Source organism: Faecalibacterium sp. I2-3-92 (assembly GCF_023347315.1).
Taxonomy (GTDB): domain Bacteria; phylum Bacillota; class Clostridia; order Oscillospirales; family Ruminococcaceae; genus Faecalibacterium; species Faecalibacterium duncaniae.
This window is the reverse complement of sequence record NZ_CP094470.1, coordinates 1,442,910-1,468,823: the sequence shown is the minus strand read 5'-3', so window position 1 is coordinate 1,468,823 and position 25,914 is coordinate 1,442,910. Positions and strand designations below refer to the sequence as shown.

General features: G+C 54.7%; 28 protein-coding genes and 1 tRNA gene. 13 read left to right on the top strand and 16 right to left on the bottom strand.

Annotated elements, in window-relative coordinates; genetic code table 11:
• The first annotated feature begins 75 nt into the window (after positions 1–75).
• The 12 genes from ligA to MTP42_RS07145 all read left to right on the top strand — a co-directional run bounded on the left by ligA (position 76) and on the right by MTP42_RS07145 (position 9,887).
• Positions 76–2,073: an NAD-dependent DNA ligase LigA gene (gene ligA / locus MTP42_RS07200; RefSeq protein ID WP_249258285.1), complete on the top strand. Its 1,998-nt coding sequence runs from the start codon at positions 76–78 to the stop codon at positions 2,071–2,073.
• A gap of 96 nt (positions 2,074–2,169) precedes the next feature.
• Positions 2,170–3,090 carry an ATPase, T2SS/T4P/T4SS family gene (locus tag MTP42_RS07195; RefSeq protein WP_249258284.1) on the top strand — a complete coding sequence of 307 codons (921 nt, stop codon included), beginning with the start codon at positions 2,170–2,172 and terminating at the stop codon, positions 3,088–3,090.
• On the top strand, positions 3,087–3,545 hold the full coding sequence (locus MTP42_RS07190) for a hypothetical protein (RefSeq protein WP_215665684.1): 459 nt from the start codon (positions 3,087–3,089) through the stop codon (positions 3,543–3,545). Before MTP42_RS07195 ends, MTP42_RS07190 begins: the two co-directional genes overlap by 4 nt.
• Positions 3,546–3,570: 25 nt before the next feature.
• Complete coding sequence (gene spoIIIAC, locus MTP42_RS07185; RefSeq protein ID WP_005934292.1) at positions 3,571–3,765, top strand: stage III sporulation protein AC; 195 nt, start codon at positions 3,571–3,573, stop codon at positions 3,763–3,765.
• A complete protein-coding gene (locus tag MTP42_RS07180) occupies positions 3,762–4,145 on the top strand; it encodes a SpoIIIAC/SpoIIIAD family protein (RefSeq protein WP_249258283.1) in 384 nt (127 codons plus the stop codon). Before spoIIIAC ends, MTP42_RS07180 begins: the two co-directional genes overlap by 4 nt.
• On the top strand, positions 4,142–5,227 hold the full coding sequence (locus tag MTP42_RS07175) for a stage III sporulation protein AE (RefSeq protein ID WP_249258282.1): 1,086 nt from the start codon (positions 4,142–4,144) through the stop codon (positions 5,225–5,227). Before MTP42_RS07180 ends, MTP42_RS07175 begins: the two co-directional genes overlap by 4 nt.
• Positions 5,227–5,520, top strand: a complete 294-nt coding sequence (locus MTP42_RS07170) for a hypothetical protein (protein WP_005934282.1) — start codon at positions 5,227–5,229, stop codon at positions 5,518–5,520. Before MTP42_RS07175 ends, MTP42_RS07170 begins: the two co-directional genes overlap by 1 nt.
• On the top strand, positions 5,517–6,026 hold the full coding sequence (locus MTP42_RS07165) for a stage III sporulation protein AG (RefSeq protein ID WP_249258281.1): 510 nt from the start codon (positions 5,517–5,519) through the stop codon (positions 6,024–6,026). Before MTP42_RS07170 ends, MTP42_RS07165 begins: the two co-directional genes overlap by 4 nt.
• A gap of 30 nt (positions 6,027–6,056) precedes the next feature.
• On the top strand, positions 6,057–6,665 hold the full coding sequence (locus tag MTP42_RS07160; protein WP_005934277.1) for a SpoIIIAH-like family protein: 609 nt from the start codon (positions 6,057–6,059) through the stop codon (positions 6,663–6,665).
• Positions 6,666–6,762: 97 nt separating this feature from the next.
• Complete coding sequence (gene radA / locus MTP42_RS07155) at positions 6,763–8,175, top strand: DNA repair protein RadA (RefSeq protein WP_154276124.1); 1,413 nt, start codon at positions 6,763–6,765, stop codon at positions 8,173–8,175.
• Between the two features lie 18 nt (positions 8,176–8,193).
• Positions 8,194–9,381, top strand: coding sequence for a tyrosine-type recombinase/integrase (locus MTP42_RS07150; RefSeq protein ID WP_249258280.1), 1,188 nt, complete (start codon positions 8,194–8,196; stop codon positions 9,379–9,381).
• Positions 9,378–9,887 (top strand): GNAT family N-acetyltransferase, encoded by a 510-nt coding sequence (locus MTP42_RS07145; protein WP_249258279.1) that lies wholly within the window; start codon positions 9,378–9,380, stop codon positions 9,885–9,887. Before MTP42_RS07150 ends, MTP42_RS07145 begins: the two co-directional genes overlap by 4 nt.
• A gap of 262 nt (positions 9,888–10,149) precedes the next feature.
• Here MTP42_RS07145 and MTP42_RS07140 read toward each other — a convergent pair whose 3' ends face one another.
• The 10 genes from MTP42_RS07140 to MTP42_RS07095 all read right to left on the bottom strand — a co-directional run bounded on the left by MTP42_RS07140 (position 10,150) and on the right by MTP42_RS07095 (position 21,120).
• Entirely contained in the window at positions 10,150–10,980 is an 831-nt protein-coding gene (locus MTP42_RS07140) for an N-acetylmuramoyl-L-alanine amidase (RefSeq protein WP_249258278.1), read from the bottom strand.
• Positions 10,981–11,066: 86 nt separating this feature from the next.
• On the bottom strand, positions 11,067–13,478 hold the full coding sequence (locus tag MTP42_RS07135; RefSeq protein ID WP_442899459.1) for an endonuclease MutS2: 2,412 nt from the start codon (positions 13,476–13,478) through the stop codon (positions 11,067–11,069).
• A 33-nt stretch (positions 13,479–13,511) separates the two neighbouring features.
• Positions 13,512–14,258 carry a DNA repair protein RecO gene (gene recO / locus MTP42_RS07130; protein ID WP_098922348.1) on the bottom strand — a complete coding sequence of 249 codons (747 nt, stop codon included), beginning with the start codon at positions 14,256–14,258 and terminating at the stop codon, positions 13,512–13,514.
• 51 nt (positions 14,259–14,309) lie between these two features.
• Positions 14,310–15,230, bottom strand: a complete 921-nt coding sequence (gene era, locus MTP42_RS07125; RefSeq protein WP_005934257.1) for a GTPase Era — start codon at positions 15,228–15,230, stop codon at positions 14,310–14,312.
• A gap of 51 nt (positions 15,231–15,281) precedes the next feature.
• Entirely contained in the window at positions 15,282–15,773 is a 492-nt protein-coding gene (gene ybeY, locus MTP42_RS07120) for an rRNA maturation RNase YbeY (protein WP_005934255.1), read from the bottom strand.
• Between the two features lie 52 nt (positions 15,774–15,825).
• Positions 15,826–16,788: a PhoH family protein gene (locus MTP42_RS07115; protein ID WP_035394446.1), complete on the bottom strand. Its 963-nt coding sequence runs from the start codon at positions 16,786–16,788 to the stop codon at positions 15,826–15,828.
• Between the two features lie 218 nt (positions 16,789–17,006).
• Positions 17,007–17,894, bottom strand: a complete 888-nt coding sequence (locus MTP42_RS07110; protein ID WP_005934249.1) for a sugar phosphate isomerase/epimerase family protein — start codon at positions 17,892–17,894, stop codon at positions 17,007–17,009.
• Positions 17,895–17,926: 32 nt separating this feature from the next.
• Positions 17,927–18,937, bottom strand: a complete 1,011-nt coding sequence (locus MTP42_RS07105; protein ID WP_249258276.1) for a Gfo/Idh/MocA family protein — start codon at positions 18,935–18,937, stop codon at positions 17,927–17,929.
• 56 nt (positions 18,938–18,993) lie between these two features.
• On the bottom strand, positions 18,994–20,220 hold the full coding sequence (locus MTP42_RS07100) for a Gfo/Idh/MocA family protein (protein ID WP_005934242.1): 1,227 nt from the start codon (positions 20,218–20,220) through the stop codon (positions 18,994–18,996).
• A gap of 27 nt (positions 20,221–20,247) precedes the next feature.
• On the bottom strand, positions 20,248–21,120 hold the full coding sequence (locus MTP42_RS07095) for a sugar phosphate isomerase/epimerase family protein (RefSeq protein ID WP_005934239.1): 873 nt from the start codon (positions 21,118–21,120) through the stop codon (positions 20,248–20,250).
• Positions 21,121–21,664: 544 nt separating this feature from the next.
• Between MTP42_RS07095 and MTP42_RS14740 the strand changes: the two genes are divergently transcribed.
• A complete protein-coding gene (locus MTP42_RS14740; RefSeq protein ID WP_442899465.1) occupies positions 21,665–21,826 on the top strand; it encodes an NINE protein in 162 nt (53 codons plus the stop codon).
• Between the two features lie 216 nt (positions 21,827–22,042).
• Here the strand turns inward: MTP42_RS14740 and MTP42_RS07085 are convergent, their stop codons facing one another.
• The 6 genes from MTP42_RS07085 to tgt form a co-directional block, all read right to left on the bottom strand.
• Entirely contained in the window at positions 22,043–22,603 is a 561-nt protein-coding gene (locus MTP42_RS07085; RefSeq protein ID WP_098922354.1) for a TetR/AcrR family transcriptional regulator, read from the bottom strand.
• A gap of 180 nt (positions 22,604–22,783) precedes the next feature.
• A tRNA-Thr gene (locus MTP42_RS07080) sits at positions 22,784–22,859 on the bottom strand.
• 166 nt (positions 22,860–23,025) lie between these two features.
• Positions 23,026–23,808, bottom strand: coding sequence for a hypothetical protein (locus MTP42_RS07075; RefSeq protein WP_249258274.1), 783 nt, complete (start codon positions 23,806–23,808; stop codon positions 23,026–23,028).
• A gap of 35 nt (positions 23,809–23,843) precedes the next feature.
• Positions 23,844–24,230, bottom strand: coding sequence for a TIGR04086 family membrane protein (locus tag MTP42_RS07070; protein ID WP_005934226.1), 387 nt, complete (start codon positions 24,228–24,230; stop codon positions 23,844–23,846).
• A 65-nt stretch (positions 24,231–24,295) separates the two neighbouring features.
• Positions 24,296–24,616, bottom strand: coding sequence for a preprotein translocase subunit YajC (gene yajC / locus MTP42_RS07065; protein WP_249258273.1), 321 nt, complete (start codon positions 24,614–24,616; stop codon positions 24,296–24,298).
• Between the two features lie 83 nt (positions 24,617–24,699).
• Positions 24,700–25,845, bottom strand: coding sequence for a tRNA guanosine(34) transglycosylase Tgt (gene tgt, locus MTP42_RS07060; protein WP_097771961.1), 1,146 nt, complete (start codon positions 25,843–25,845; stop codon positions 24,700–24,702).
• Positions 25,846–25,914 lie beyond the last annotated feature (69 nt).

Sequence of the window (25,914 nt, the reverse complement as noted above, 5' to 3'; positions counted from 1 at the left end):
ACTTTTGGCTGTATTTTGCTTTTGAAATATGGTATAATTACAGTATTGGTATTGGGAAAAGGAGAGTAAACGAACGTGGAACTGGAACAGGCACGCAAACGCGCGGAAGAGCTACGCGTGATCATTGAAAGGAACAACCGTTTATACTATGATCAGGATGCCCCGGAGCTGGAGGATTTTGAATATGACGCTTTGACCCGGGAGCTGAAAGCATTGGAAGCAGAATTCCCGCAGCTGGTCACTGCGAATTCTCCGACCCAGAAAGTGGGCGGAACCCCCAGCGGGCGCTTTGCCAAGGTGACACATGCTGTGAAGATGGAAAGCCTTTTGGATGCGTTTTCCTTCGATGAACTGCGCGATTTCGACCGCCGGGTACGGGAAGCCGGGATCGAGCCGGAATATGTCGTCGAGATCAAGATCGACGGCCTTTCCTGCAGCTTGGAATATGAGAACGGCGTACTTGTGCGTGCTTCCACCCGCGGTGACGGCGTGGTGGGTGAAGATGTGACAGCCAATGTCAAGGCCATCAAGCGCATTCCAAAGACTTTAAAAAATGCCCCGGAATATCTGGAAGTGCGCGGCGAGGTCTACATGCCGCACGATGCCTTCCAGCACCTTTGTGCGGAACAGGAATTACAGGGCGCGGCACCGTTCAAAAATCCGCGCAATGCTGCCGCAGGGTCTCTGCGTCAGAAGGATTCTAAGATCACCGGCAGCCGGGGGTTGTCCATCTTCGTATTCAATGTTCAGCAAGTGCGGGGCAAGGCGCTGACCAGCCATGCTGAAAGCCTCGACTACCTCAAGAGTCTGGGCCTGCCGGTCTCCCCGCGTTATCATATCGTGCATGATATCGAGGATGCCATTGCAGAGATCGAGCAGATCGGCCAGAACCGTGCCGCACTGGATTTTGATATGGACGGTGCCGTGATCAAGGTGAACAACTTTGCACAGCGGGAACTGCTGGGCTCCACCAACAAATTCCCGCGCTGGGCCATTGCGTTCAAGTATCCGCCCGAGGTCAAGGAGACCACATTGCGCAGTATTGAAGTCGGCGTGGGACGCACCGGCGTTCTGACTCCTACCGCCTGTTTTGACCCGGTCTTTCTGGCAGGTACCACGGTTTCCCGTGCCACCCTTCATAATGAAGATTTTATCCGTCAACTGGGTCTGTGTATCGGAGATACCATTCAGGTGCGCAAAGCGGGTGATATCATTCCGGAGGTCATCGGTGTGACCCGCCACGAACCGGATGCTCAGCCTTACCAGATGCCGGAATTCTGCCCCTCCTGCGGTGCCCCGGCAGTCCATCTGGAAGATGAAGCTGCTTTGCGCTGTGTCAACCCGGAATGCCCTGCGCAGGCACTCCGCAATATCATCCACTTCGCATCCCGGGATGCCATGGACATCGATGGTCTAGGCACCATGGTCGCCACGCAGCTGGTGGATAAAGGGCTGGTACACTCTGCGGCAGATCTCTATGACTTGACAATAGAGCAGCTGCTCACACTGGAAAAGTTCAAGGAAAAGAGTGCAAACAATCTTCTGCAGGCGATTGAAGATTCCAAGCAGAACAATCTGGATAAGCTGATGTTTGCGTTTGGAATCCGCAACATCGGCGATAAAGCCGCCGCATTGCTGGCAGAGCATTTTGGCTCTCTGCAGGCCATCCGGGAAGCAACCGAGGAGCAGATCGGCGAGATTGATGGTTTTGGCGGCGTGATGGCCCAGAGCGTGACTGAATTCTTTGCCAAGGATGGCACTACCGATCTGGTGCACCGTCTGGCCGATGCCGGTGTGAACATGCAGTGGAAAGGGGAGCCCAAGGGCAATAAGCTCGCCGGGAAAACGCTGGTTGTGACCGGAACGCTGGAAACACTCTCCCGCAGTGAAGCTGAGGCGCTCATCGTAAAGAATGGCGGCAAAGCCAGCGGTTCTGTTTCCAAAAAAACAGCTTATGTGGTGGCTGGTGCTGCCGCAGGTTCCAAGCTGACCAAAGCACAGGCACTTGGTGTGCCTGTGCTGACCGAAGCAGAGTTCCTTGCTATGATCGCAGAGGATAAGTCCCAGCAATAATCAGAAAACCTGTTCTAAAAAGCCCGTACAGTTTGGATGCTGTGCGGGCTTTTCTGTGTCCTGCGGGTTCTAACCTCCGGGCCGGTGCATACATTGATGGCAAAGGACACGGAAGGAGAACAGAAGATGGACGAGTATTATCAGGTGGTGCAGACACTGCCCCAATGGCTGGCAAGGCCGCTGGGGCAGCTCCCATCAGAAGACGCAGAGACTGTACATGAGCTGCGGCTCCGGCTGGGCTGTGCTCCACAGTTTACGGTGCAGGGGTGCAGCTGCACACCGACACAGCTGGCACCTGAACTGAATGCCCTGCAAACGATGCAGCTGACCCCGTTGCAGATGGAAGAGATCCTGTTCACCCTCTGCGGCGGTTCAGTCCATACCCATCAGACAGAGATCGCACAGGGCTATGTTACACTGGAAAATGGCTGTCGGGCAGGGCTTGGCGGGCGCTTTTTACAAAACCCGGAACAGGGCACGGTTCTGCAGGAGCTTACCTCTGTCAACCTGCGCATTGCCCGGGAAAAGACCGTTCCGCTTCCCCCGGAACTGACCACCGCGCTGCAAGGGCATTTCATCGGGATGCTTCTTGTTGGAGAGCCGGGCAGCGGCAAGACCACATTGCTGCGCAGTATTGCCCGGGAGCTCGTCCGGCAGCAGAAGATCCTTTCGGTCATCGATGAACGGCGGGAGCTCTTTGCCGGGAATACACACGGCGAGGCGCTGGATGTTCTTGCCGGGCTCCCCAAGGGACAAGCAGTGCAGATGGCGCTGCGCACCCTTTCGCCACAGGTGATCCTGCTGGATGAGCTGGGAGGTCTGGATGAGGTCACAGCGCTGGAACAGGGCCTGTTCAGCGGGGTGGATTTTATTGCCACCCTTCATGCTGCCACACCCGAAGAGGCGACCATGCGCCCACAGGTAAAATATCTGATGGAGCGCGGCGCGGTGCGGGTGCTCGTCTGGCTGACCGGTAGACAAGCACCCGGCTGCATCGGGGAGGTGCGGTTTCTATGAGCCCTCTGCGCTGGTTGAGTGTCTGCTGTTTTGTCGTCTGCGGCTGGTGCGCAGGCGACAGCTTTCATCAGCAGGCGCAGGCGCATCTGGAAGCCCTGCGCAAAACCCTGGATCTGCTGGAAACGCTGCATCAGGAAATCAGCTTCCGCCGCAGTGACCTGAATCTTCTCTGCCGGAAATTGATACAGGATGGGCAGCTTCCACCAGAAACGGTTTCGTTACAAACGCTGGAGCCCTTTCCCTCCCTGACCTTAGAAGAACGCACCCGCTTCTCAGAATGTTTTTCAGGCCTGGGGCGGTTGGAAGCGGAGCAGGAGTGCAGACGGCTGGAATTGCATCAGGCACAATTTCAGGCAGCCTTGCAGAAAGGTGAAGCTGCGGCCCGGACGCAGTCGATGCTTTCGCACAAGCTGGGCCTGGCCGCCGGGCTTGCAGCTGCCATTCTGCTGGGATGAATCAGCTCAAAAGGAGAGGACGCGGATGGAGATTGACCTTATCTTCAAAATTGCGGCCATTGGCATCATTGTTGCCGTGCTGAACCAACTGCTGATCCGCTCCGGGCGGGAGGATCAGGCAATGATGACGACATTGGCCGGTCTGGTGGTCGTGCTGTCCATCCTGGTCAAACAGATCAGTGTGCTGTTCGTTACCATCAAGTCGCTGTTTGCACTATGAGTGCAGCCGTGGCTGTGTTCGGCATTGCGCTGCTCGCGGCACTGCTCTATGCCGTTCTGGAAAAGCAGGCCCCCGCCTATGCACTCCTGCTCTCCATTGGGGCAGCGCTGGTGCTGCTGGTGCGGGCAGGGACAAGCATCCGGACAGTACTTTCCGGCATAGCTCGCCTGGCTGGACAAGCTGACAGCGGGGCTTTTTCCTGCCTTGTACGGAGTGCGGCTATCGTTCTGCTGACAGATTATACCCGCACCCTGTGTGAGGAAGCCGGGGCAGAATCTTTAGGGTGGTGTGTTGGGCTGGCAGGTCGGTGTCTTGTACTGGCGGCGGCGTGGCCCTTGCTGGAAGAGATTCTGCAGACGATTGGGAGCATTGCAAGATGAAGAACTGGAAGTGGTGGGCTTTTCTGCTGGTGGGAACAAGCCTCTGCCTGTGCGCCCCGACAGCTTTTGCAGCAGAGAGTGCCGGTTTGCACACACAGCTGCCGGGAGCAGAGCTCTGGCAGCCTTATCTTGACCAAAGCCCTGTGGATGCTTTGCAGGTAGCAGAAGACCCGTGGAGCGTTCTGCAGAGTTTTTGCACTTCGTCTCTGCTTCAGACACTGCGGGAAAGCATCCGCGGTTATGCCACACTGCTGTTGTTTCTGCTCCTGTCTGCCATAGTCAATCTGTTTCTGGGGGAGGAAGGTGACCACAGCTGGTGTGATCTTGTCTGCGCCGGTGGGTGCGGGATCCTCCTGTGGGAACCATTGCTTGAAATTGCCCGGCAGCTGTGCGCGCAGATTGAAAGCTGGAACCGCTTTCTCTCCGGTTTTCTTCCGGTCTATTCCGGTGTTCTGATCATGGGTGGTGAGACAAGTGCCGGGGCCGCCGCAAGCGGCTTTTTTCTGACATTGCTTTGTCTGCTGGCACAGGCCCTGACGGCCTTTGTACCGCCCATTCTGGAATGCTTCCTTGCGATGTGCATGGCCTGCTGTATCACGGAACAGAGCTGCCTGGGGAACCTGTGCAAAGCGGCAGGGACACTGCTGCAAAAGGGACTTTCCCTTACAGGAAAGCTGCTGGCTGCACTGTTGGGGTTCCAGCGCATCTCTGCCGCACAGCTCGACCGGACGGCGCTGCGCACAGGACAGTTTCTCACCGGCACCATTCCCATTGTGGGGCAGAGTTTGAGTGATGCTTCCGAGGCTGTTCTGGCTGGCATCCAATTGCTCAAAAGCGGCCTTGGAATGGCCGCTATCCTGATTTTATTGGCTGAGTTTCTGCCACTGTATCTCGGGATGCTTGCACATCTGGGATGTATCGTTCTCTGCGGTACGCTGTGCAGCCTGACCGGAAACAGCCGTGGACAGGCACTGCTTACCTGTTTTGCTTCCGCTGTCCGGTGTATGATGGCCTGTATCGCACTCTTCTTCGGGCTGGCCGTAACAGGAACCGCACTTCTTTTTATGCTGGGAGGCGTTTGATGCAGACATTGAAAAGCGCCGCTGTGGTCTTTTGCACTGCCTGTATCTGCGCAGAGCTGCTGGCCCGGCTCACAGGAAACAGCTGGGCCCGGCGGTGCATAAAAGCCGTGGCTGGACTATATATTTTAGTGGTGCTTTTACAGGTCATCCCTCAGCTCCGGACAGAAGTTCAGTCCTTTTCTGTGCCGGATCTTTCGCCCGCATCCATGGGCACGCTGGAAGATGCCATTCAGGCTGAACTGGATGCCCGCAGCAGCGGACAGGAAGCAAAGGAGGGGAACCTTTCCGGATGAAGAGCAGGGAACAGAGCCTCTTTGCCGGTTTGCTCCAGAAGCAAAACCGCACCCAGCTCGCAATCATTCTGGGCGCGGCGGCAATGCTGCTGATCTTATTCTCAGAATTATTCTCGACCCCCGCAAAACCCGCAGCAAATGCAGGCAGTTCTGCTGCTGTTTCAGAAACTGTCTACCGGGAGCAATTGGAAACACAGCTGACAGAGCTGATCGAACAGCTCGATGGGGCAGGAAAGACCGTTGTGATGGTGACACTGGAAAGTGGGGAAGAAACGATCTATGCTGTGGATACGCAGTCCGGCCAGATGCAGAACCAGGAGACCCATGTTCTGCTGGAGGATGGCTCCGCCCTGGAAGAGACAACCTATCTGCCTGCCGTCTGCGGTGTGGCTGTTGTCTGTGATGGTGGGGGAGATGTCCGGGTCGCCGCCCGCATCACAGAGCTTGTCCGGGCACTGCTGGATCTTTCGGCCAATCGAATTTGTGTAGAACAGCGCAAAGGATAACGCACCATGTAATATAAGGAGGAAACAGCTATGAGAGCTATCTCGAAGAATACCCGCAAGGCAACAGCCATTACCCTGGCAGCGGCACTGGTCATTGCCGTTTACCTGAACTGGCAGTATGCCCGCACCGGCGTGACGCTGGAAGAGGATGCAGTTAACGTTTCTGCCGTCAGTCAGGAGACCGTTCCCGTTACGGATGAACTGATGACCGAAGCCGAGGCGGTTTCCAGTGCCAACAAGAATTATGGCGAAGCTCAGCTTGTGAGCGTTGCAAACAACAGCGGCTCCAAGTTCTTTGAGGAAGCGCGGCTCAAGCGGACCAAGGCCCACGATGAAGCCATGGACAGCATTCAGAAAGCGCTGAAATCCGCTTCTCTCTCCACGGAAGAAAAGAAGGAGTACACCAGTCAGCTGACCGGAAACCTTGCGGATCTCAACGCGGAAAACGAGATCGAGACACTGGTCAAGGCCAAGGGGTTTGCGGATTGTCTCTGCTTTCTGCAGTCAGGTCGGGCCGATCTGACTGTTATGACCTCGGGCGATGCCTTAACGGCCGCACAGGTAGCGCAGATCCGTGACATTGTGTTGAGTAAGAGCAGTGTGACAGCCCAAAATATCACCGTTGTTGAGGTAAAGTAAGGGAGCAGTTGCGGCAGACAACAGAATGTGGTAAACTAAAACAGAACAATGAAATTGAGCGCCGCTTTTTCAGCGGCGTTTTTGCAGGGAGTGCACCATGAAGGAACCAAAGCTCAAAACTGTTTACGTCTGCTCCAACTGCGGTGAAACCAGCCCGCGCTGGATGGGCCGCTGCCCCAGCTGCGGCAGCTGGAATACCATGAATGAGGATGTCGTTGCGGAAGCGCCCAAGGCAGGGCTTTCCGGCGGCAAATCGGCAGCACCTGCCCGGCAGGAGGGTGTTACTTCGCTGACAGCCCGGCGGTTGGCCGATATCAGCACTACGGAAGAGAAAAGCCGCATCCTGACCGGCATATCGGAACTTGACCGGGTGCTGGGCGGCGGCATTGTGCTGGGCGGCGTGGTTCTGCTCAGCGGAGAACCGGGTGTTGGCAAATCTACGATGCTTTTGCAGCTCTGCGGTGCCATCTCCAACCAGCATTCTGTTTTGTATATCACGGGTGAGGAATCTGTCCGTCAGGTCAAACTGCGTGCTGCACGGTTGAAAGTGCCGCAGGAGAACATCTATCTTGCTGCAGAGAACGATGTGGACGAGATCTGCGGCCTGATCGAAAAGGAAAAGCCGGAGCTTGTAGTCATCGACTCTATCCAGACGATGCGCTGTATGGATCTTTCTTCCTCGGCCGGTACGGTCAGTCAGGTCAAGGAGAGCGCCGCCCGTCTGCTGGCGGTAGCCAAAAAGCAGGAGATCCCCATGTTCATTGTGGGCCATGTCAACAAAGACGGAGCCATTGCAGGCCCCAAGGTCATGGAGCACATCGTGGATACTGTGCTCTACTTTGAGGGCGACAAGATGCTGCCTTATCGCATTCTGCGGGCTGCCAAGAACCGCTATGGCTCCACCAATGAACTGGGCATGTTTGATATGACAGGGCAGGGGCTGGAGGAGATCGAAAACCCTTCCCAGATGCTTTTGGAAGGCCGTCCGCTGGGGGTTTCCGGTAACTGCGTCGCCTGTACGATGGAGGGCAGCCGCCCCATTCTAAGCGAGATCCAGGCCCTTGCCACCAAAACGAATTTCCCGGCACCGCGCCGTGCCTGCAGCGGCTATGATTATAACCGCATGAATCTGCTCATTGCCGTTCTGGAAAAGCGGGCAGGGTATTTCTTTGGCAATCTGGATGTCTATATCAACATAGTGGGCGGCATTGCCCTGCGGGATACTGCCTGCGATCTGGCGGTCTGCCTGTGTATGGTGTCGTCTCTGCTGGACTGTCCCGTGAGCGATAAGCTCATTGCCATTGGAGAAGTGGGTCTGGGCGGTGAGGTGCGCAGTGTGCCCAACCTTGAACAACGCCTGCGGGAAGCCGAGCGCATCGGCTTTGAGCGGGCTGTGGTGCCAAAACATAGCCTTGCCCACCTGAACCCGGCAGATTATCCGGGCATGAAGCTGATAGGTGCGGCTTATATCTCGGATGCGATCCATGCATTGAAATCAGACCGGTTGTAACGAATTTACGGAGAAACTATGTCGATCTATCTTGATGAAAAAAATCCGGGCAAGCATCCGCCGTTTGATGATGCTTCGCCGGATATTGTGGAATATGTGCGGTACCTGGAGGTGATCGCGGGCAAAAGCGCCAACACGGCCTTCAGTTATTACTGCGATCTGCGCGGTTTTTCCCGTTTTATGAAACGCCGCCGCGGGCTGGTTCCGGCAGATACGGAGATCAAGGATATTGACCCCAAGGGTCTGGACACAGCCTTCTGGGGCAGTGTGAGTAAAGAGGACATCTATGAATATCTCTATTTCCTGAACCGCGAATGCGGCAACAAGAAATCCTCGACCGCCCGGCGGCTGGCCAGCCTGCACGGCTTTTATGATTACTTGGTCAATCAGGTCAATAAGCTGACAGAGAACCCGACTGCCTCCATCAAGCCGCCCAAGCAGGATAAGGTCCTGCCCAAATACCTGACAGCGGAACAGTCCATGGATCTGCTGGAGAGCACGCAATATCAGAGCGATTTTCCGGAGCGGGATTACTGCATGGTGGTTCTGTTCCTGAACTGCGGAATGCGGCTTTCTGAGTTGGTGGGCATGGATCTGGGCGATATCGACCTGGAACAGCGGCAGATCAGGCTCTTTGGCAAGGGCCACAAGGAACGGATGGTCTATCTGAATGAGGCCTGCGTCGAAGCCTTGCAGCTCTACCTGGCCAAACGCAACACGATGGAGGGCCTGAATCCAAAGGAAAAGGCTGTGTTTGTGACCCGCCGCCGGAAGGAGCGCATTTCCAACCGCAGGGTGGAGCAGCTCGTCACCGGTGCCATGAAAGCGGCCGGGCTCAAGGGCTTTTCCACCCATAAACTGCGTCACACTGCGGCAACGCTGATGTATCAGACCGGCAATGTGGATATTTTGACCCTTAAGCAGCTGCTGGGTCACAGCAGTGTGGGCACAACGCAAATTTATACGCATCTGCAGGAATTTCAGGTGCGTGCCGCCATTGAGCAGAACCCGCTGGGCACGGTCACACCCGAAAAAGCACGCTTGGATACAACAAAACGGGCAGCAGGGGAGAACAGAGAGGAAAATAACGCCGATTCGATGGATGTTGAAGAAGCTGCCAGCCCGATGGAAGCTTTTGAGGGTGCTGCCAATGATGGCATCCGGGTGGATATCTCTTCTATGACCGGGGATAAGGAAACTGTATGAACTATATCAACTTCTCTAAGAGCTATCATGTGCGGATGTTGACAGAACGCGATATTCCGTTGATTTTAGCTCTTTGTGAGAAAAACACACAGTTTTATGAACATTGTCCGCCATTTGTAACCGAGGAAAGCATTCGGGATGATATGTGTGCCTTGCCGCAGCGCAAAATGGACGAACCTCAGGATAAGTATTATCTCGGATTTTTTGATGATGCCGAGCAGCTTGTGGCTGTGATGGACTTTATTGACCATTATCCAACGGAACAAAGCTGCTTCATCGGATTCTTTATGATGGAACGTTCTGTACAGGGACATGGCATTGGAAGCAGGATCATCACAGAGCTGTGTGTGTATCTGCACAGTCTGGGTTGCGAGTATATCCGGCTGGGTTATGTGGATGGCAACAAACAAAGTGAATCGTTCTGGAAAAAGAATCAGTTCACAGATACCGGATTGAGAAATCACACGCAGGACTATACGGTCGTTGTAATGAACCGGATGCTGTAACAGATCAAACAGATCAATAACAGGAAAAACGTGTGTAAAAAACGCAAAATACACAGTTATTGTAAAACAGGCCGCCGGAGCTCAAATCGAGCTCTAGCGGCCTTAAAAACGCCCAAAACTGGAAAAGAGGGCTTTTTCACTCCCCTATATTTCGCATAACCTGCATTATACGAAAAGATAATAATCAAAAAATCAGACCCTCCTCTCTCTTCCCGCTGCGGGTTCTGAGATTTCAGAGGGTCTGACCGATCATATGTACCCATCACTCTTCCGGCAATGGTGTGGTTTCAAAGTATGCGCAGATCGCTTCATAGTATGCACGAGCAGTCCGCCTACATCCGTCCTCACTGCCGAACTGGGCTACGTCCGTATCGCTGGTCACAAAACACTGCTCCGCCAGCACGGCTGGACAATTTACATCTTCCAGAATCGTAAAGCTGCGCTCTACACGCACTTCCTTGTGGCTGCTCTCCACCAACTGTTTTACTTCCCCTTGGTAATAGATATATCGGATTCCCCCGCGTCCCCGCAGGCTGGCCCCTGCCGCCTGCATAGCCCTGGCAAGCTGCTTTGCAAAATAATAGCTCTCCTGATGGTATGCTCGTCCCGGAACAGCCGGATAACATTCAAACCCGGCTGCGCTGGAGCCTTCGGGTGCTGAATTGCCGTGGACAGACAACAACAGATCCGGGTCCTGTGCATTGGCGGCAGCGGCGCGTTCAGCAGGTTTTGCGGTGCTGCCGTAACTTTCCCGGGTGGTCAGTGGGATATAATTGGGGTCACGCTCCAGCCAGGCGCTCAAAGCCTCCGCTGTGGCAGCGGTCATCTCGCTTTCCTGCACCACTCCCCTTGCACCCGGATCCGAGCCGCCATGTCCTGCATCGATCACAATACGGTACGGCGGCTCACCGATGGTCGGACGAAAATCATCATCGTCCACGGTCGGTGTTGGTTGTCCAATGGAGAAAGCCACCTGCAACAGATACAGCCCAAAACTGACACCAATAAAACAGAGAACCAGAACCACTGCGCTGCCAAAGGAAAAGCCATTGCCCCTTTTCTTTCTTTTGCGCTGTACCGAATGTTTTGCCATGATGACTTCCCTGCCGTTTTATAAGAAACGCCCGCCCAAAGAATGATCTTCCGGACGGGCGCTGCCGGGAAACTCCCGGTATGTTTTTACTTCAATTCAACCACGGTCACACCGCTCTCGCCCTCACCGTAACGGCCCAGCCGGAAGCTTTTTACCATCCGGTTGCCGCGCAGATGTTTGTGGATCGCAGTGCGCAGAGCACCGGTACCGTTGCCATGGATCAGGTACACCACTGTCTGCCCATTCAGAATGGCGCGATCGATATAAGCATCCACCTCAGGCAGAGCTTCATCCACAGTCAGGCCCAGCAGATTCAGCTCCATTTTGGCCGAACGCTGCACACGCTCTACCCTGCCGTTGGGCCGGTTTGCATCGCCCGTCAGGCGGGAATAGCGCTGCTGTGCCTTGGTTTTGGGCTGAGGCTCTTTGATGAGCTTATCCGGCTGCTTCAGGCCCTTGAGCGGGATCTTGGTCTTGATGATGCCGGCACGCACCAGAACATCGCCATTTTTATCCGGCAGTGCCAGCACAGTGGCCAGCTGGTTGAGCTCTGCAATGCAGACCTCCTGCCCTACCTTGACTTCTTTCAGTGGGACAAACTCCTTGACAGGGTTATGCACCACCTCGGTACCGATAAAGAGCTTTTCAGACTCTTTCTTTGCGATCTCGCGGGCACGTTGGGCTTTCTGCTGGGTGCTCAGGCGCTCGTCCTTCTGCAGCTGGCGCAGCTCATCGGTCAGTGCATATGCCTTGCTTTCCACCTGCTGTGCCAGCGCACGTGCCTTGGCACGGGCAGCTTCCAACTCGTTTTCGCCCTGCTGGATCAATTCATCCCGCTTTTTCTGAGCAGCCTCCAGCTGGTGAGAAGCCTCGTTCTTCAGCTCCTCAACCTCGTCCTGGCTCTCTTTCAGCTGCAGCTTCAGGTCGTCCAGCTGGCCCAAAACTGCATCCAGGCGCTTATCCTCGGCAGACAGATGCTGTTGGGCTGCCTCAATGACGCGCTCCGGGATGCCCAGCTTCTCACTGATGAGGAAGGCGTTGGACTTGCCGGGCACACCTACGCTCAGCTTGTAAGTCGGGCGCAGTGTCTCCAGATCAAACTCGCAGCTGGCATTGACTACACCCTTGGTTTCCAGCGCAAACACCTTCAGCTCGGCGTAGTGAGTGGTTGCCATCAGCAGCACACCGCGGCGGCGTAGTTCCTCGATGATGGCCACGGCCAGCGCTGCACCTTCGGCAGGGTCAGTGCCCGCGCCAAGCTCATCCAATAACACCAACGTGTGCGGCATGGCAAGTTCCAGAATACCGGTGATCTTCTTCATGTGGCCGGAGAAAGTAGAAAGGCTCTGTTCGATGCTCTGCTCATCACCGATGTCCACAAGAAATTCGTCGAACACGCAGATCTCACTGCGTTCATCGGCAGGAATCAGGAAGCCGCACTGTGCCATTGCACACAGCAGACCCGCCGTTTTCAGGGTAACAGTTTTACCACCGGTGTTCGGGCCGGTGATGATGAGCGAATCGTACTCTTTGCCCAGTGCAATGTCCACAGGGATACACTTTTGGGGGTCGATGAGCGGATGACGCGCCCGGATGAGCGAAAAGGAGCTGTCGGTGCGGACAGAGGGCTTGAATGCCTTCATATCCAGAGCCAGACGAGCCTTTGCCAACAGCACATCAATTTCCAGCATTGCCTTGTAGCTGTACTGGAACTGAGGCTCAATGGCGGCTACCTGTGCCGTAAATGCCACCAGAATGCGTTCGATCTCCTGCGCTTCTTGTGCACGATACTGCAGAATGCGTGCATTTGCTTCCACAACCGCCTGCGGCTCCACAAAGACAGTAGCGCCGGTGGACGAGACATCATGGATGATGCCGCTCACCTCGCCGCGATACTCGCTCTTAACGGGCACAACATACCGTCCATTGCGGATGGAGACCACACTCTCCTGCAAATACTTGGAGGTATCCATATTGCGGACCATGCTTTCCAGCCGGTCGCGGATGCTGTTCTCCGTAGCGCGGATCTTTTTGCGCAGCTCGTTCAGGGTGTGGGAAGCCGTGTCTGCCATGGCATCCGGAGCCAGAATGGCGCTGGAAATCTGCTGCTCCAGCCCGGGCTGGGGTGCCAGCGCGTAGAACAGGTCATCCGTAGGCAGGGCATCATGTTCCGAGGAGCCATACCAGCTGGTCAGGTTCTGAAAGTTGCGCAGAGCGCCGGCCACCATCAGCAGTTCCCCCATGGAGAGCACACCGCCCTTGACCGCACGGGCTGCCAGAGAGCTGACACCCTCTACCCCGCCAAAGCGCGGAGACCCGTTTTTGATGAGCAGACTGTTGATGGCATCGGTCTGCTCCAGCGCGTAACGCACCTCATCAGGGTCGCACTGAGGCTCCAGAGCCAGCAGCTGCTCTCTAGCTTCCTTGCACACGCAGCCCTCGGATGCACGCGCAATGATCTTATCAAGCTCTAAAGTTTTCAAATAGCTTGTTTCCATGTTTGTTCCCTATATCAAAATTGTTTATCCCGGTCAAGGCAGAACGGATTTCAAAAAGTCGTAACTTTTCAGCGGTTTGTCCAGGTGGGTCAAAGCGTAGCGCTCTGCCACCGCAGACAGCTTTGCCAGACTGCCGACCGAGATTTTGAATGCAAATATTTTCTTATCTTCTACAAGGCAGATATGACGCAGGGCATACAAGGCACCCATGTCCAGATTGCAGGTTTTGCCCGCCTTTTTCGCACAGTCCTCACAGAGCAGAATGCCCTCCTGCGGGTCAAGATAAAACGCGGGGCCATCGTATTTTTCACAGATCTTGCAGCAGACCAGCTGCGGCAGAAAGCCGCACTCGCTCATGGTGCGCAGCTCAAACACAGCCTTGACCACATGCAGGTCGGTTTTACCCTCGCTGATCATATACAGGCAGTTCAGCAGCAGGCGCAGTTCCTTGGCAGCTTCCTCCCCCGTAGGAGAAAGTGCCGCCGCCATCTCGGCAAGATACATGGCAAGGCTCATCCCCTCGATGGTGGAGGAAATGCCGTGAAATACGTTGCGCACTTCCGCTTCCCGGATGGTGTACATATTCCGGCCCGGCAGCAGCACAAATTCAGAGTAGCAAAAAAGCCCGCAGGCGCTGAATAATTTGTTCTTCAGCCGCAGGCTGCTCTGTGCTGAGGCCGAAATGACCCCCAGCTCCGGTGTAAGAATGGTCAGAATCCGGTCAGATTCCTTGTACCGGGTCTCTTTTAACACAAGCCCAGGTGTTACAATCGTATCCATCTGCATATTCTCCCTGCCCGAGCAGTGTCCCGGGCAATGTAAAGAGAAAAATCAACGATTATTCGGGTTCTGTTTGAAGCCAAAGTTGTTCAACAGAAACTCATTGTCCCGCCAATCTGCTTTGACCTTGACCCAGCACTGCAGGTTGACCCGGCAGCCCAGAAACTCCTCGCAGTCCGCACGGGCAGAGCTGGCGATCTTTTTCAGCATCGCACCGCCCTTGCCAATGACCATGCCCTTATGGCTCTCGCGCTCGCAGTAGATATTTACGTCGATATCCACCAGATCTGTACCGGGGCGCTCCTTGAAACGCTCCACCACGACTGCAATGCCATGCGGGATCTCATCCCGCATATACAGCAGTGCCTTTTCACGGATGACCTCCGCCACCAGTTCCTTTTCCGGCATATCGGTGTAGGCATCATCGTCAAAGTAGTGTGGGCCCTCCACGGCATACTGGCTCAGGGCATCGAACAGTTCCTCACAGTGGTCGTCTGCCCGGACGCTTACGGTGTAAATGGCATCAAACACACCCAGCTCCTTGAGCTCAGCCTTGCGGGCTTCCAGATCAGCAGGCTCCTTGACAAGATCGGTCTTATTGATGACTGCAATGGCCGGACCGCCGCTGCTGCGCAGAGCGTCCACCAGAACCATTTCCGGCTCATTCAGGGCACCGTATGGCTCAAACAGCATCATGGAAACATCCACATCCGCGATGGAATCGCTGGCCGTCTTGTCCATCCGCTTGCCAAGCTTATTGTGGGCCTTATGCACGCCCGGGGTGTCCAGCAAAACATACTGCAGAGGGCCGCGGGTCACAACGCCGGTGATGCGGGTACGGGTCGTCTGGGGTTTGGAGGTGACAATGGCCACCTTCTCCCCCACCAGACGATTGGTCAGGCTGGATTTGCCCACGTTCGGGCGGCCGATGACCGCCACGAACACAGATGAGGTATCGTAATGCTGCTGCATGGGTGCTGCGTTTTTCAAAATAGAACTCCTATCCTTTGCCAGTATCTTTGATCATTCCGTATAGCTGACGGTGCGGGGCAGGCCAAGCTGGGTCAGCACAGCCTCTTCCTTTTCGCGCATCCGCATGGCTTCCAGACCACCGTTCTCATGGTCGTAGCCCAGCAGATGCAGCATGGAGTGAACGGTCAGGAAAGCGACCTCACGCTGCAGCGGATGGCCGTAGAGCGTTGCCTGCTCCTGAGCACGTTCCATGCTGATGACGATATCCCCCAGCATCTTGCAGCCGTTGTTCTCATCTACATCGTAAACGCCGTTTTCTCCCAGAGGAAAGCTCAACACATCGGTGGGCATCGGCTTGTTACGGTACTGATTGTTCAGCTCTGCAATGGCAGCGTTATCCACAAAAGTCACGCTGATCTCAGCAGGCTCATCGAAGTGCTCATATTCCAGCACAGCATTGCAGGCACGGCGGATCAGGATCCGCAGGCCCGAAGGTACTTTTACGGCTTTCTGTGAATTGGTGATCAAAACTTTATTGGACATAACATTCCTCTCCCTTCATTTTATGCTGCAATTGCAGCTTTCCGCGTCGGTTTCAACGCTTGGCCGGGTGCGCAGCCGCTTCGTAGGCCTTGATGATTTCCTGCACCAGACGATGGCGGACAACATCCTTCTCCGTAAAATAGCACTGTGCAATGCCATCCACGTTCTTGAGAATATGCAGCGCATCCACAAGGCCGCTGCGGGTACGGTCCGGCAGATCGATCTGGGTCACATCGCCGGTCACAACCACCTTGGAACCTACACCCATACGGGTCAGAAACATCTTCATCTGCTCCGGTGTGGTATTCTGCGCCTCATCCAGGATGATAAAGGAATCATCCAGCGTGCGGCCGCGCATATATGCCAGCGGAGCAACCTCAATGATCTGCTTTTCCACCAGGCGTTCATAGGTCTCGGCGCCCAGCATATCGAACAGGCCATCGTAGAGAGGGCGCAGGTAAGGGTCTACCTTCTGCTGCAAGTCACCGGGCAAAAAGCCCAGCTTCTCGCCTGCTTCCACAGCGGGGCGGGTCAGCACAATGCGGGAAACATCCTTGGCCTTGAACGCTTTGACCGCCATTGCAACGGCCAGATAGGTCTTGCCGGTACCGGCGGGACCAACGCCAAAGGTCACAGCATTCTTGCGGATAGCATTCAGATATTCCTTTTGGCCCAGTGTCTTGGGTCGGATGGGGCGGCCCTTGACCGTGACCGTGACAAAATCCTCAGTCAGCTCCCGGACACGCTGCTCCTTTCCATCGTGAGCAAGGCTCAGGCAGTAGCGCACCGTCTGATCCTCCAGCGGCGTGTGGTTTTCAATCAGGAGCAGCATCCCCTCCACGGCACGCACAGCAGCGGCCACGTTGGCCTCCTCGCCAGAGAGGCGAAGCATCGTACCCCGGCAGACTGCCGTGACAGAGAACTCCTTTTCCAATAGACGAATGTTGCGGTCACAGTTGCCAAAGATGGCAGCGGCGATCTCCACACTATCCAACTCAATACTTTTTTCGGCCATGTAGCTCCTCCAGCGGTTTATGAATTTCCACATCTATTGTACCACCAAAGGCTCAAATAGAAAACTGTGAAACTTGCACAAAATATTTTCAACATTTTGGAGCGTGTTACAAAGCAGAACCCTGAAACATAAAAAACGATGCTGCTCTGCATTTCCGCAAAACAGCATCGATTTCATTTTATCGGATCGTAAAAAACGACTCCTCAGAAACTTTTCAATTAGAACCAGTCGCCGAAGCCCATCTTGACCAGGTTGTCGTGGCTGATCTTCAGGCTATCGAACGGATCACGGCCATAGCAGTCATCCTGCTCCACCAGGAAGTACTCGCCGCCGCCCTCCAGGCCAGCCTGGATGATAGCGGGCATATCCAGAGTGCCTTCGCCAACCTCAGCAAACTGCACAATGTTGGTGAAGTTGCTCATGAACTTCATCATGCCTTCCTTGCTGGTGAAGTCCACGCCGCCCTCGGGGATGGGCATCTCACCGATGCGGTAATCCTTCAGGTGGACCAGACGGATGCTGCCGGCATACTTCTTGATGAACTTAACAGGGTCCTGGCCGCCGCGGTGGATCCAGTGGCTGTCCAGCTCAAAGCCCAGAGCAGGAGCATTTGCGCGGATGATGTCCAGCAGGAACTCGCCATCGTAACGAACGAACTCTACGTGATGGTTGTGGTAGTACAGGTCAATGCCGTCTTCCTTCAGCTTCAGAGCATACTCATTTGCTTCCTTGGCGAAATCCACGGCCTTCTGGTAGTTGCCCATGCAGGTCATGGGCAGCATGCCGATGCGCAGCATATCGCAGTCCAGCTTACGGCAGTCCTCAACGATCTTCTTATAGTCGTCGGGATTGCACAGGAACTCGCCGGGCATACCGGGCAGCATGGGAGAGGTGGATGCGGTGCAGGAAGAGACATTCAGGCCCAACTCGTCGATAGCCTTGCGGAAGCCTGCAACGTTCTCAGCGGTCATGGGGACCTGAGAGATCTCAACGCAGTGATAGCCGATATCAGCCAGCTTGCCCATGCTCTCGTATGCGTCAAAGTGAGGCATCTTAGCGGGGGCAATGGTGCTCATCTGAACACCGATCAAACCTTTGTTTGCCATGGTTCATTTCTCCTTCTATCTGTGTTTTGCGGTCACGGAGCAACGGGATGGCCAGCCTTGCTGCTTGCATGGATGGCATCGATCAGCCGGATGCTCATTTCCGCATCTCTTACATGGATGTAATCGTCTGTGTTGTTCTCAATGGCGCGGTAGAACTTGTTGATCAGGATGCCATGAGAAGCACCAAAATAGAACTTGGCACCGGGCAGCTTCTCGTTCTCACACAGCTTGGTGCGCACACCATCTGCATCGATCCGGAACAGGGCATCATCCTCGATCAGGAAGGAAGCCTTTTCACAGGCAACCTTGATCTGGACGCTCTCGTTGGTGTAATCACAGTTGGTGGCAAAGAACACACCGTTTGCACCATTAGCAAAGTGCAGGCGGGCAGCTACGGTGTCCTCGACCTCAATGCCATAATCTGCCAGCTGATTCACCGAGCCATGGATGGCATCGATGTCGCCGCACAGATAATACAGCAGATCCAGCGTGTGAACACTCTGGTTGATCATGCAGCCGCCGCCAGCAGTTTTCAGCTGGCCGCGCCAGGGCTGTTCGTCATAGTAAGCCTTGCCGCGGAACCAGGGCACAAAGCCGCGGCAGCCGATGACCTTGCCATATTCGCCGCCATCGATGATCTTTTTCAGTTCAACGGTGGTGCGGTTCAGACGATTCTGCAGGCAGATGCCGATCTTGACCTCAGGGTGCGCAGCCTCAAATTCCACAAACTCCCTGGCCTGTGCGGTGTTCAGACCCACCGGCTTCTCGCAGAAGACATTTACACCGTGGGAAGCAAAATACTCCGACACGGGCACATGCAGGTAATGCGGCAGGCAGAGATGTACCACATCGGGATGCTCCTTTTCCAGAAGCTCCTCATAGTCCGTATAGAACGGCACGGCCTTTGCTGCAGCAGGCAGCTTTTCCTGCGCAGCGGGATTGTTATCGCACACGGCACACAGTTCGATCTCAGGATTTGCCACAATGATGGGCAGATGAACCTGAAAGATGGTGCCGCAGCCAATGATCGCAGCTCTTTTCATGGAAACGCAACTCCTTGTAAGCCTGGAACAGGCATTGCTTTTTTCAGGGATACTGATTACTCGCGGACGGGGAACTTGCCCTCAGCCTCGATCAGCTTGTTCAGCTCAGCAGCATACTCCTCGGGATCGCAGGGGTTGGAGACCTCGCGGCCGGTCCATGCAGACAGCTGGCTGCTGTTTGCCAGGTTGACACCGTTGATGCCGTCCTCGCCGGGAGCCAGCAGCGGGCTGCCGGTCAGGATGTGAGCAGCAAAGTTCTGCATAACGGTGGTGTGCTGGAAGCCCCAGCCATCGTTGTTCTCAAAGGTCTCTTCGGTGTACAGCTTGGAGCCTGCACCGTTGCCGCTGGTCAGCATGGCAACTTCCATCATGTTCATGTGCTCGTTCAGGTAATCCTCAGTGCAGGGGTTGCCTTCCTTATCGATGTAGTGGTAGACATGAGCGGTCTTGCTGTTGTCAACAACGATCTTGCCGCCGTCCAGGTCGATCTCCAGACGATCGGTGCCGATGGCATCGTGGGTGCAGGTGGTGAAGGTGCCGGTAGCACCGTTAGCGAACTCGACCAGCATGGTCACGTCGTTCTCAACGCCGATGTTACGATGGCAGCCGTTGATGTTCTTGGAGAAGACCTTCACGGGGATACCGCAGATCCACTGCCACAGGTCGAGCTGATGGGGAGCCTGGTTGACCAGGACACCGCCGCCTTCGCCGCCCCAGGTAGCACGCCATGCGCTCTGCTGGTAGTAGCTGTCAGGACGCCACCAGGAGTTGATCATCCACTGAGAGCGGCGGATCTCGCCCAGCTCACCGCTGGCAACGATCTCCTTGATCTTCTGATACAGCTTGTTGGTACGCTGGTTGAACATGATGCCGAAGGAAACCTCGGGATGAGCCTTAGCGCAGGCAATCATCTTCTGAACATCCTTGCTGCGGACACCGGCGGGCTTCTCGCACAGAACGTTCATGCCATGCTCCATAGCGTAGATGGAGATCTCGTGGTGCAGGTAGTGAGGAACGGTGGTGATGATGGCATCAACAGTGCCGCTGGCGATCATATCCTTCCAATCCTTGAAGAAGGGCACATCGGGGTACTGCTCCTTGCACATCTTCTCCTTCTCGGGGTCGATATCACACAGAGCGCCCAGTGCGCAGTTGTCGGGGCACGGTGCGCAGACCATGCCGGGGAACGGAGCGGGAGCGTTGGTCAGGAAGCGAGCGTAGCTGCCGCCCTGAGCACCGATACCGATCAGGCCATAACGAATCTTTCCTTCAGTCTTTTCCATTTGAATCTTCTCCTTTTTTCTGTTACGTTAAAATTTTGCCAGAATATCGCACAGTGCGTGATACTGTGCGGCGTAACCTTCAGCACCGTTTTTGTACTTGTTCTCACGGATGATGTTCTTTGCATCCGTGGTCTCAAGGCTCTGCAGGCTGTCAAACAGCACCAGATGCGGCTCCAGGGTCAGGAAGCCGGTATAACCCTCTTCCACGATGGCCTTGTGCAGCAGCTCGGGAATCTTTCCCTCGCCGGTGCCGCAGAGCACATTCTCCTTGTCGGTAGAAACGGCATCCTTGATGTGGATATATACAATGTACGGGCGGAGAGCATCCCAACATTTGGCGGTATCCTCGCCGCACTGTACAAAGTTTGCAAAGTCGAATGCGGACTTGAAGTGTGCGCTGTTCAGCGTCTGCATCAGGTCAACACAGCGGGAAAGAACATCACCATAGATATCCTTCTCGTTTTCGTGCATCAGGATCACGTCGTGCTTCTCAGCAATGGCAATGAACTTGCGCAGCTTCTCGATGACAGCGTCACGATAGTCGGCAGGATCTTTGCCTTCCGGCATAAAGAAGCTGAACATGCGGATGTACTTGCAATTCAGGACCTTAGCGATCTCGCACAGCGTTTCCAACTGAGCACACTGCTTTTCAAAGCCCTCTTCATCATCGATCTTGACCTTGCCAATGGGACTGCCCAGGCTGGAAACGCCAACACCAGCGGCCTGCAGGCGGGGCAGCAGATCGGTCTTGACTTCCTCAACGGTAAAGTCGGCGATCCCTTTCTTATCTGCACTGCGCAGGCTGATGTACTGCATTCCAAGCTCACGGACTGTCTTGAGCTGCTCATCAAAAGAAGAGCTGATCTCATCGGCAAAGCCGGAAATATAAATATCCTTCATAAAAATCTCCTTTTTTGTGTAGGATACAAGCCTTACTGTAAGTAATATATCACAATTGTTAAAAAAATGCCGCACAAATCTTTTTCGGTTTTTTTAGCACATCGTGCAACAGATTTTGCCATTTTGTTGCATATCATAAAACAAGGTGCATCAAACCAATCTTGTGGGGTGAAAAAGGGAGAAGAACTGTGCAAAATGTCCATCTTTGACTTCGATTTCTTGGCAGCGAAAAACAGAACAGCAGGATTTACAATGTAAACGGCACAGGATTTACACACGACAATCATCGAACAAACTGATATATTAGGCCTTGGAGATCGGCTTCTTTGATTCTTAAGGGCCGTGGCAGACTTTTAAGAATCGAAAAGGCCTGTCCCCCCGTGGGCAGGTTTGAGTTGTTTTCAGACCAATCAAAGGAGTTCAAACCCATGTCCAAGACGAAGACTGAGACCCCTGTCCTGTGCAATTCCGCTGATATCCCCTGGGAGGAGACCCGCCTCCGCCACAAGGTAGATAAGCGGATCTATGTCCTCTTACTGTTTTTCTGGGCTGGTGCGGTGCACACCGCTTTCTGGAGCACCGCTGGAAACTGGGCATCTTCTACCTGCTTGTCGGCTGGACCGGTCTCGGCCTTGCATTTTCTCTGGTTGACCTCCTGATCGCACTCCCTATTCCGAAGGACGAAAACGGAATGATCGAGAGCTGATCTCCGTTTCTTGACACGCAAAATCCCCTCAGAGCTCTGACAGTGCTGTCAGAAATCTCTGAGGGGATTTTGCTATGCATGTGGTAGAAGATCTCATACTCTGCATGGCGGTGCCATCCGCCGGGGATGCGTGTAATCTGCAGATAGAACAAGCCAAATGCATCCGCTGGGAACAACTCCTCTTTCCGCAAGTCCGCCATCCCGTTTCACCCCTCCTCAGTGAAGATAGAACGAAGCCATACATTTGGCCAGATCCTCTGGTCGTTCTGCAAAGTTTCCATAGCGCCAGCTGTTGAAAAAACCCATATATGCCCCGATGAACGAGTTGCGGAAGTATCGATTTTCGCCCGGCAATGAAACGGGCCATGGCACAAACTGTCTTGCATCCCCGACTTCGATGTTGGAGATCAGAACAAGGATGATCTTCTCGCTCAACGCATCACTGAAAAAGCTGGTGAGATGGCAATCCATCAGGACACAAAGGTTCTTTCGCTCCGCATACGTCCAGCGGAACAGTGCAGTCAGGTTTTTTTCCAGGGTACTGTACGCAGGCAGCTGCCCCGCAAGCAGGGTCATCTGCCGGTCGAGATAATAATCCAGCACGTCGTCCTTTGATTCAAAGCTGCGGTAAAAGGTGGTTCGGTCGAGGTCTGCCATGTGACACAGCTCTGTGACGGAGATCTTTTCCAGCGGCTTTTTCAGTAAAAGCTGAAACAGTGCCGTGCAAAATGCATCCTGATTTTTCTGCGCAACGGGGTTGATATGGTTCGTGTACATTGTGCGCTGTGTTCAGCTCCTTCCTCAAAATGATTGGCTTTATTGTACCATATTCTCTGAAATCTGCAAACAATCACATTACAGATGCAAAAACGATGCAAGAATCTTTTTTGTACAGAAACAGAATAACAAAAAAGTCCTATAAACCAGACGAAATTCATCGTAGATTCATAGGACTTTTGGAGCTACTGACCTGATTCGAACAGGCGACCTGCTCATTACGAGTGAGCTGCTCTACCAGCTGAGCCACAGTAGCACGCGTTCTGCAACGATAGATAGTTTAGCATAAAAGAGAATACCTGTCAAGTACTCCCTACGCAAAAACAATTCCGGAACTTTGCAGAAAGCCATCTCGTAATGATTTGCCCTATTCAATTCTTATCGTAGGCTTCACAAACTCTTTTGCCAGAGTTTTTTTCAGCTCAAATAAGTTTTGCCTGCCCTGCCAGATACAGCATCCCCACTGCCGCACCGCAAAGCGGCAGGAGCAGAAACAGCATCCGGGCAAACTGACCCAAAAGCGCACCTGTGCTGGGGGCCTGTCCTCCGCGCCCGAAGGCGGCTGAACAGAGCTTTCCGCTTACCTGCAGTGCGGATGCGCCGAACGTGCACAGCGTTCCGGCCGCAAGGGATGCAGGGATACCGCAGACGCAGAGCAGCACAAATGCTGTCCGTGGGTTCAAATCCACAAGCAGCCTGGACGAAAGCAATCCGGAGCCTGTCCCATACAGCATCGTAAAAAGGAAGATGGGCAGCGGCCCCAGGGCGGAAAGCCCCAGGAACAGCACTGCCGTCAGCGCACCTGCCACAGTGAGAAATTCCGTTCGGAACAGGCGCACTGCCCCGGCGGCATCCTGCACAGAAAACAGGCTCTGCCAGCAGTTCAGGTAATAGGAAAGCGTTTCAGCATCGCCTGCCACACAACGCGCTGCCGCCACACCCGCCAGAAAGGTTCCCAGAAGGTACGCCGCCGCCAGAAGGATGGTTTCCCTGCTCAGCTTGCTTCGGCGCACAGCGGCTCTCTCCGGTGTATTTCCGCACCTCTCAGAGAACGCTGCCGGGATGGATCGCCTTTCTTCCTGCGCTGTCTCAGGAAGAACTCCACTGTTCTTCTGTTTTAGCTGCTCTTCCTGTGCTGTCGGCATGATCGCTTCGGGCAGTGCTTTTGCCGCTGCGGTTTCCGGCGTTTCCTGATAGACCCACATACTTCCCTGTCCTCCTGTTTTTCTGCTGTAAATTCTCAATGCCGGTGCCGTTCTGTACGCAGGATGCTGAACACCCCGCCCAGACAGCCAAAAACGAATACCAGTGCAAAGCGGGTCAGCTGCATTTCCGTTGGTTCAATGCCCTCCGAAAGACCGAACCCCAGCAGAAGCAGAACAAACAGTCCGCCCTGTACAGCACCGCAGATAAGGCCTCTGCTGTGATAGAAAAACGCCATGAGCCAGCCGCTGCAAAAGCTCCCGGCACAGACAATGGCACTGACCATGGGCCAGGCAGTGCTCTGCGCAAGGCTCTGGTTTGCCATCAGGTAGGCCAGCCCAGCCATGCAGGCGGCGGTGAATATCCCACCAATGCCGAATGCGGCCAGTGCTTCCAGGATGGGTAACTTCTTCTGTTCCAACATAAAAACCCGCCTCCCTGCACTACTGTATGCAGAGGGGCGGGTAAAAAAGACCTTGCTTTTAGAGATTACTTCTTTGCGTTGGCAGGAGCATTGTCCATGTTCAGCTTCTCAACAGAGCTGATCGCATTCTTGGTGAAGCGGATCTTCACACGGTCGGAACCGGTCTCCAGAACAAAGGTGTCATCCTTGATGGCGACCACACGGCCAACAATACCGCCGATGGTCACGACCTGATCACCGATCTCCAGAGCTGCACGCATAGCAGCATCCTTCTTCTCCTGCTTCTTCTGGGGACGATAGATCATAAAGTAGAGCAGGACCAGCATCAGAGCCAAGGTGAAGAACAGGCTGAGATAGCTTTCAGTGGTAGTAGTCAGAAATTGCATGGGACAAAGTCTCCTCTCAAAATTCAGATAAACTCATTATAACCGCTTCTGCTCCCTCTTGCAAGGGAAAAGCATGAAAAAGCTCAAATTCTTGTATCCAGCAGCTTGACGTAACGGTCATGGAAGGCGGTAAAGGTGCCTGCATCCAACTCATCGCGGATACGCTCCATCAGGTGGTTGTAGAACCACAGGTTGTGCATAACGGCCAGACGCATGCCCAGCAGTTCCTCTGCCTTGAACAGGTGGCGGATATAGGCACGGGAGTAGTTCCGGCAGGCCGGGCAGCCACAGGTGGGGTCAATGGGGCGCTCGTCACGCTCATACTTTGCGTTCTTGATATTGATGATGCCGCCCCAGGTGTTCAGGTGTCCATGGCGGGCATTGCGGCTGGGCATGACGCAGTCAAACAGATCCACGCCGCGGGAAACAGCCTCGATCATGTTGCCAGGGGTGCCGACACCCATCAGATAGCGGATCTTATCCTTGGGCATATAAGGCTCCACCTCACTGATCATCTCGTACATCACCTCAGCAGGCTCACCCACAGCCAGACCGCCGATGGCGTAGCCGTCCAGCTCCAGCTCCGCGATCTGCTTCATGTGCTCTACACGCAGGTCAGCAAAGGTGCAGCCCTGATTGATGCCGAACAGCAGCTGGTCAGGGTTGGTGGCCTTGCCCTCCTGCTTCAGACGGGCCATCTCAGCCTTGCAGCGCTTGAGCCAGCGGGTGGTGCGCTCACAGCTGGCTTTGGAGTACGCGTGCTGGGCAGGATTCTCCACACACTCATCAAAGGCCATTGCAATGGTGGAACCCAGGTTTGCCTGGATCTGCATACTCTCCTCAGGGCCCATAAAGATGCGGTGGCCGTCCAGATGGGAAGCAAAAGTCACGCCTTCCTCCGTGATCTTACGCAGCTTGGACAGGCTGAACACCTGGAATCCGCCGCTGTCGGTCAGGATGGGGCCGTTCCAGCGGGTAAACTTGTGCAGGCCGCCCATATCGGCTACCAGCTGATCACCGGGGCGCAGATGCAGGTGGTAGGTATTGCAGAGCATTACCTGGGTGCCGATCTGCTGCAGATCCTGCGCGGACAGACCGCCCTTGATGGCACCGGCGGTGGCAACATTCTGGAAGGCAGGGGTCTGCACCGTGCCGTGCACGGTCTTGAACTCACCCCGCCGGGCGTTGTGCTCCTGCTTGAGCAGCTTAAAAGTGGTCAAAGAAGGCATAAGTTTTTTCCTTTCTGTGTACGGAAAACAGCCGTACAGCCTTGTGCCGCCGGGCAGGCGGCAGGTTCA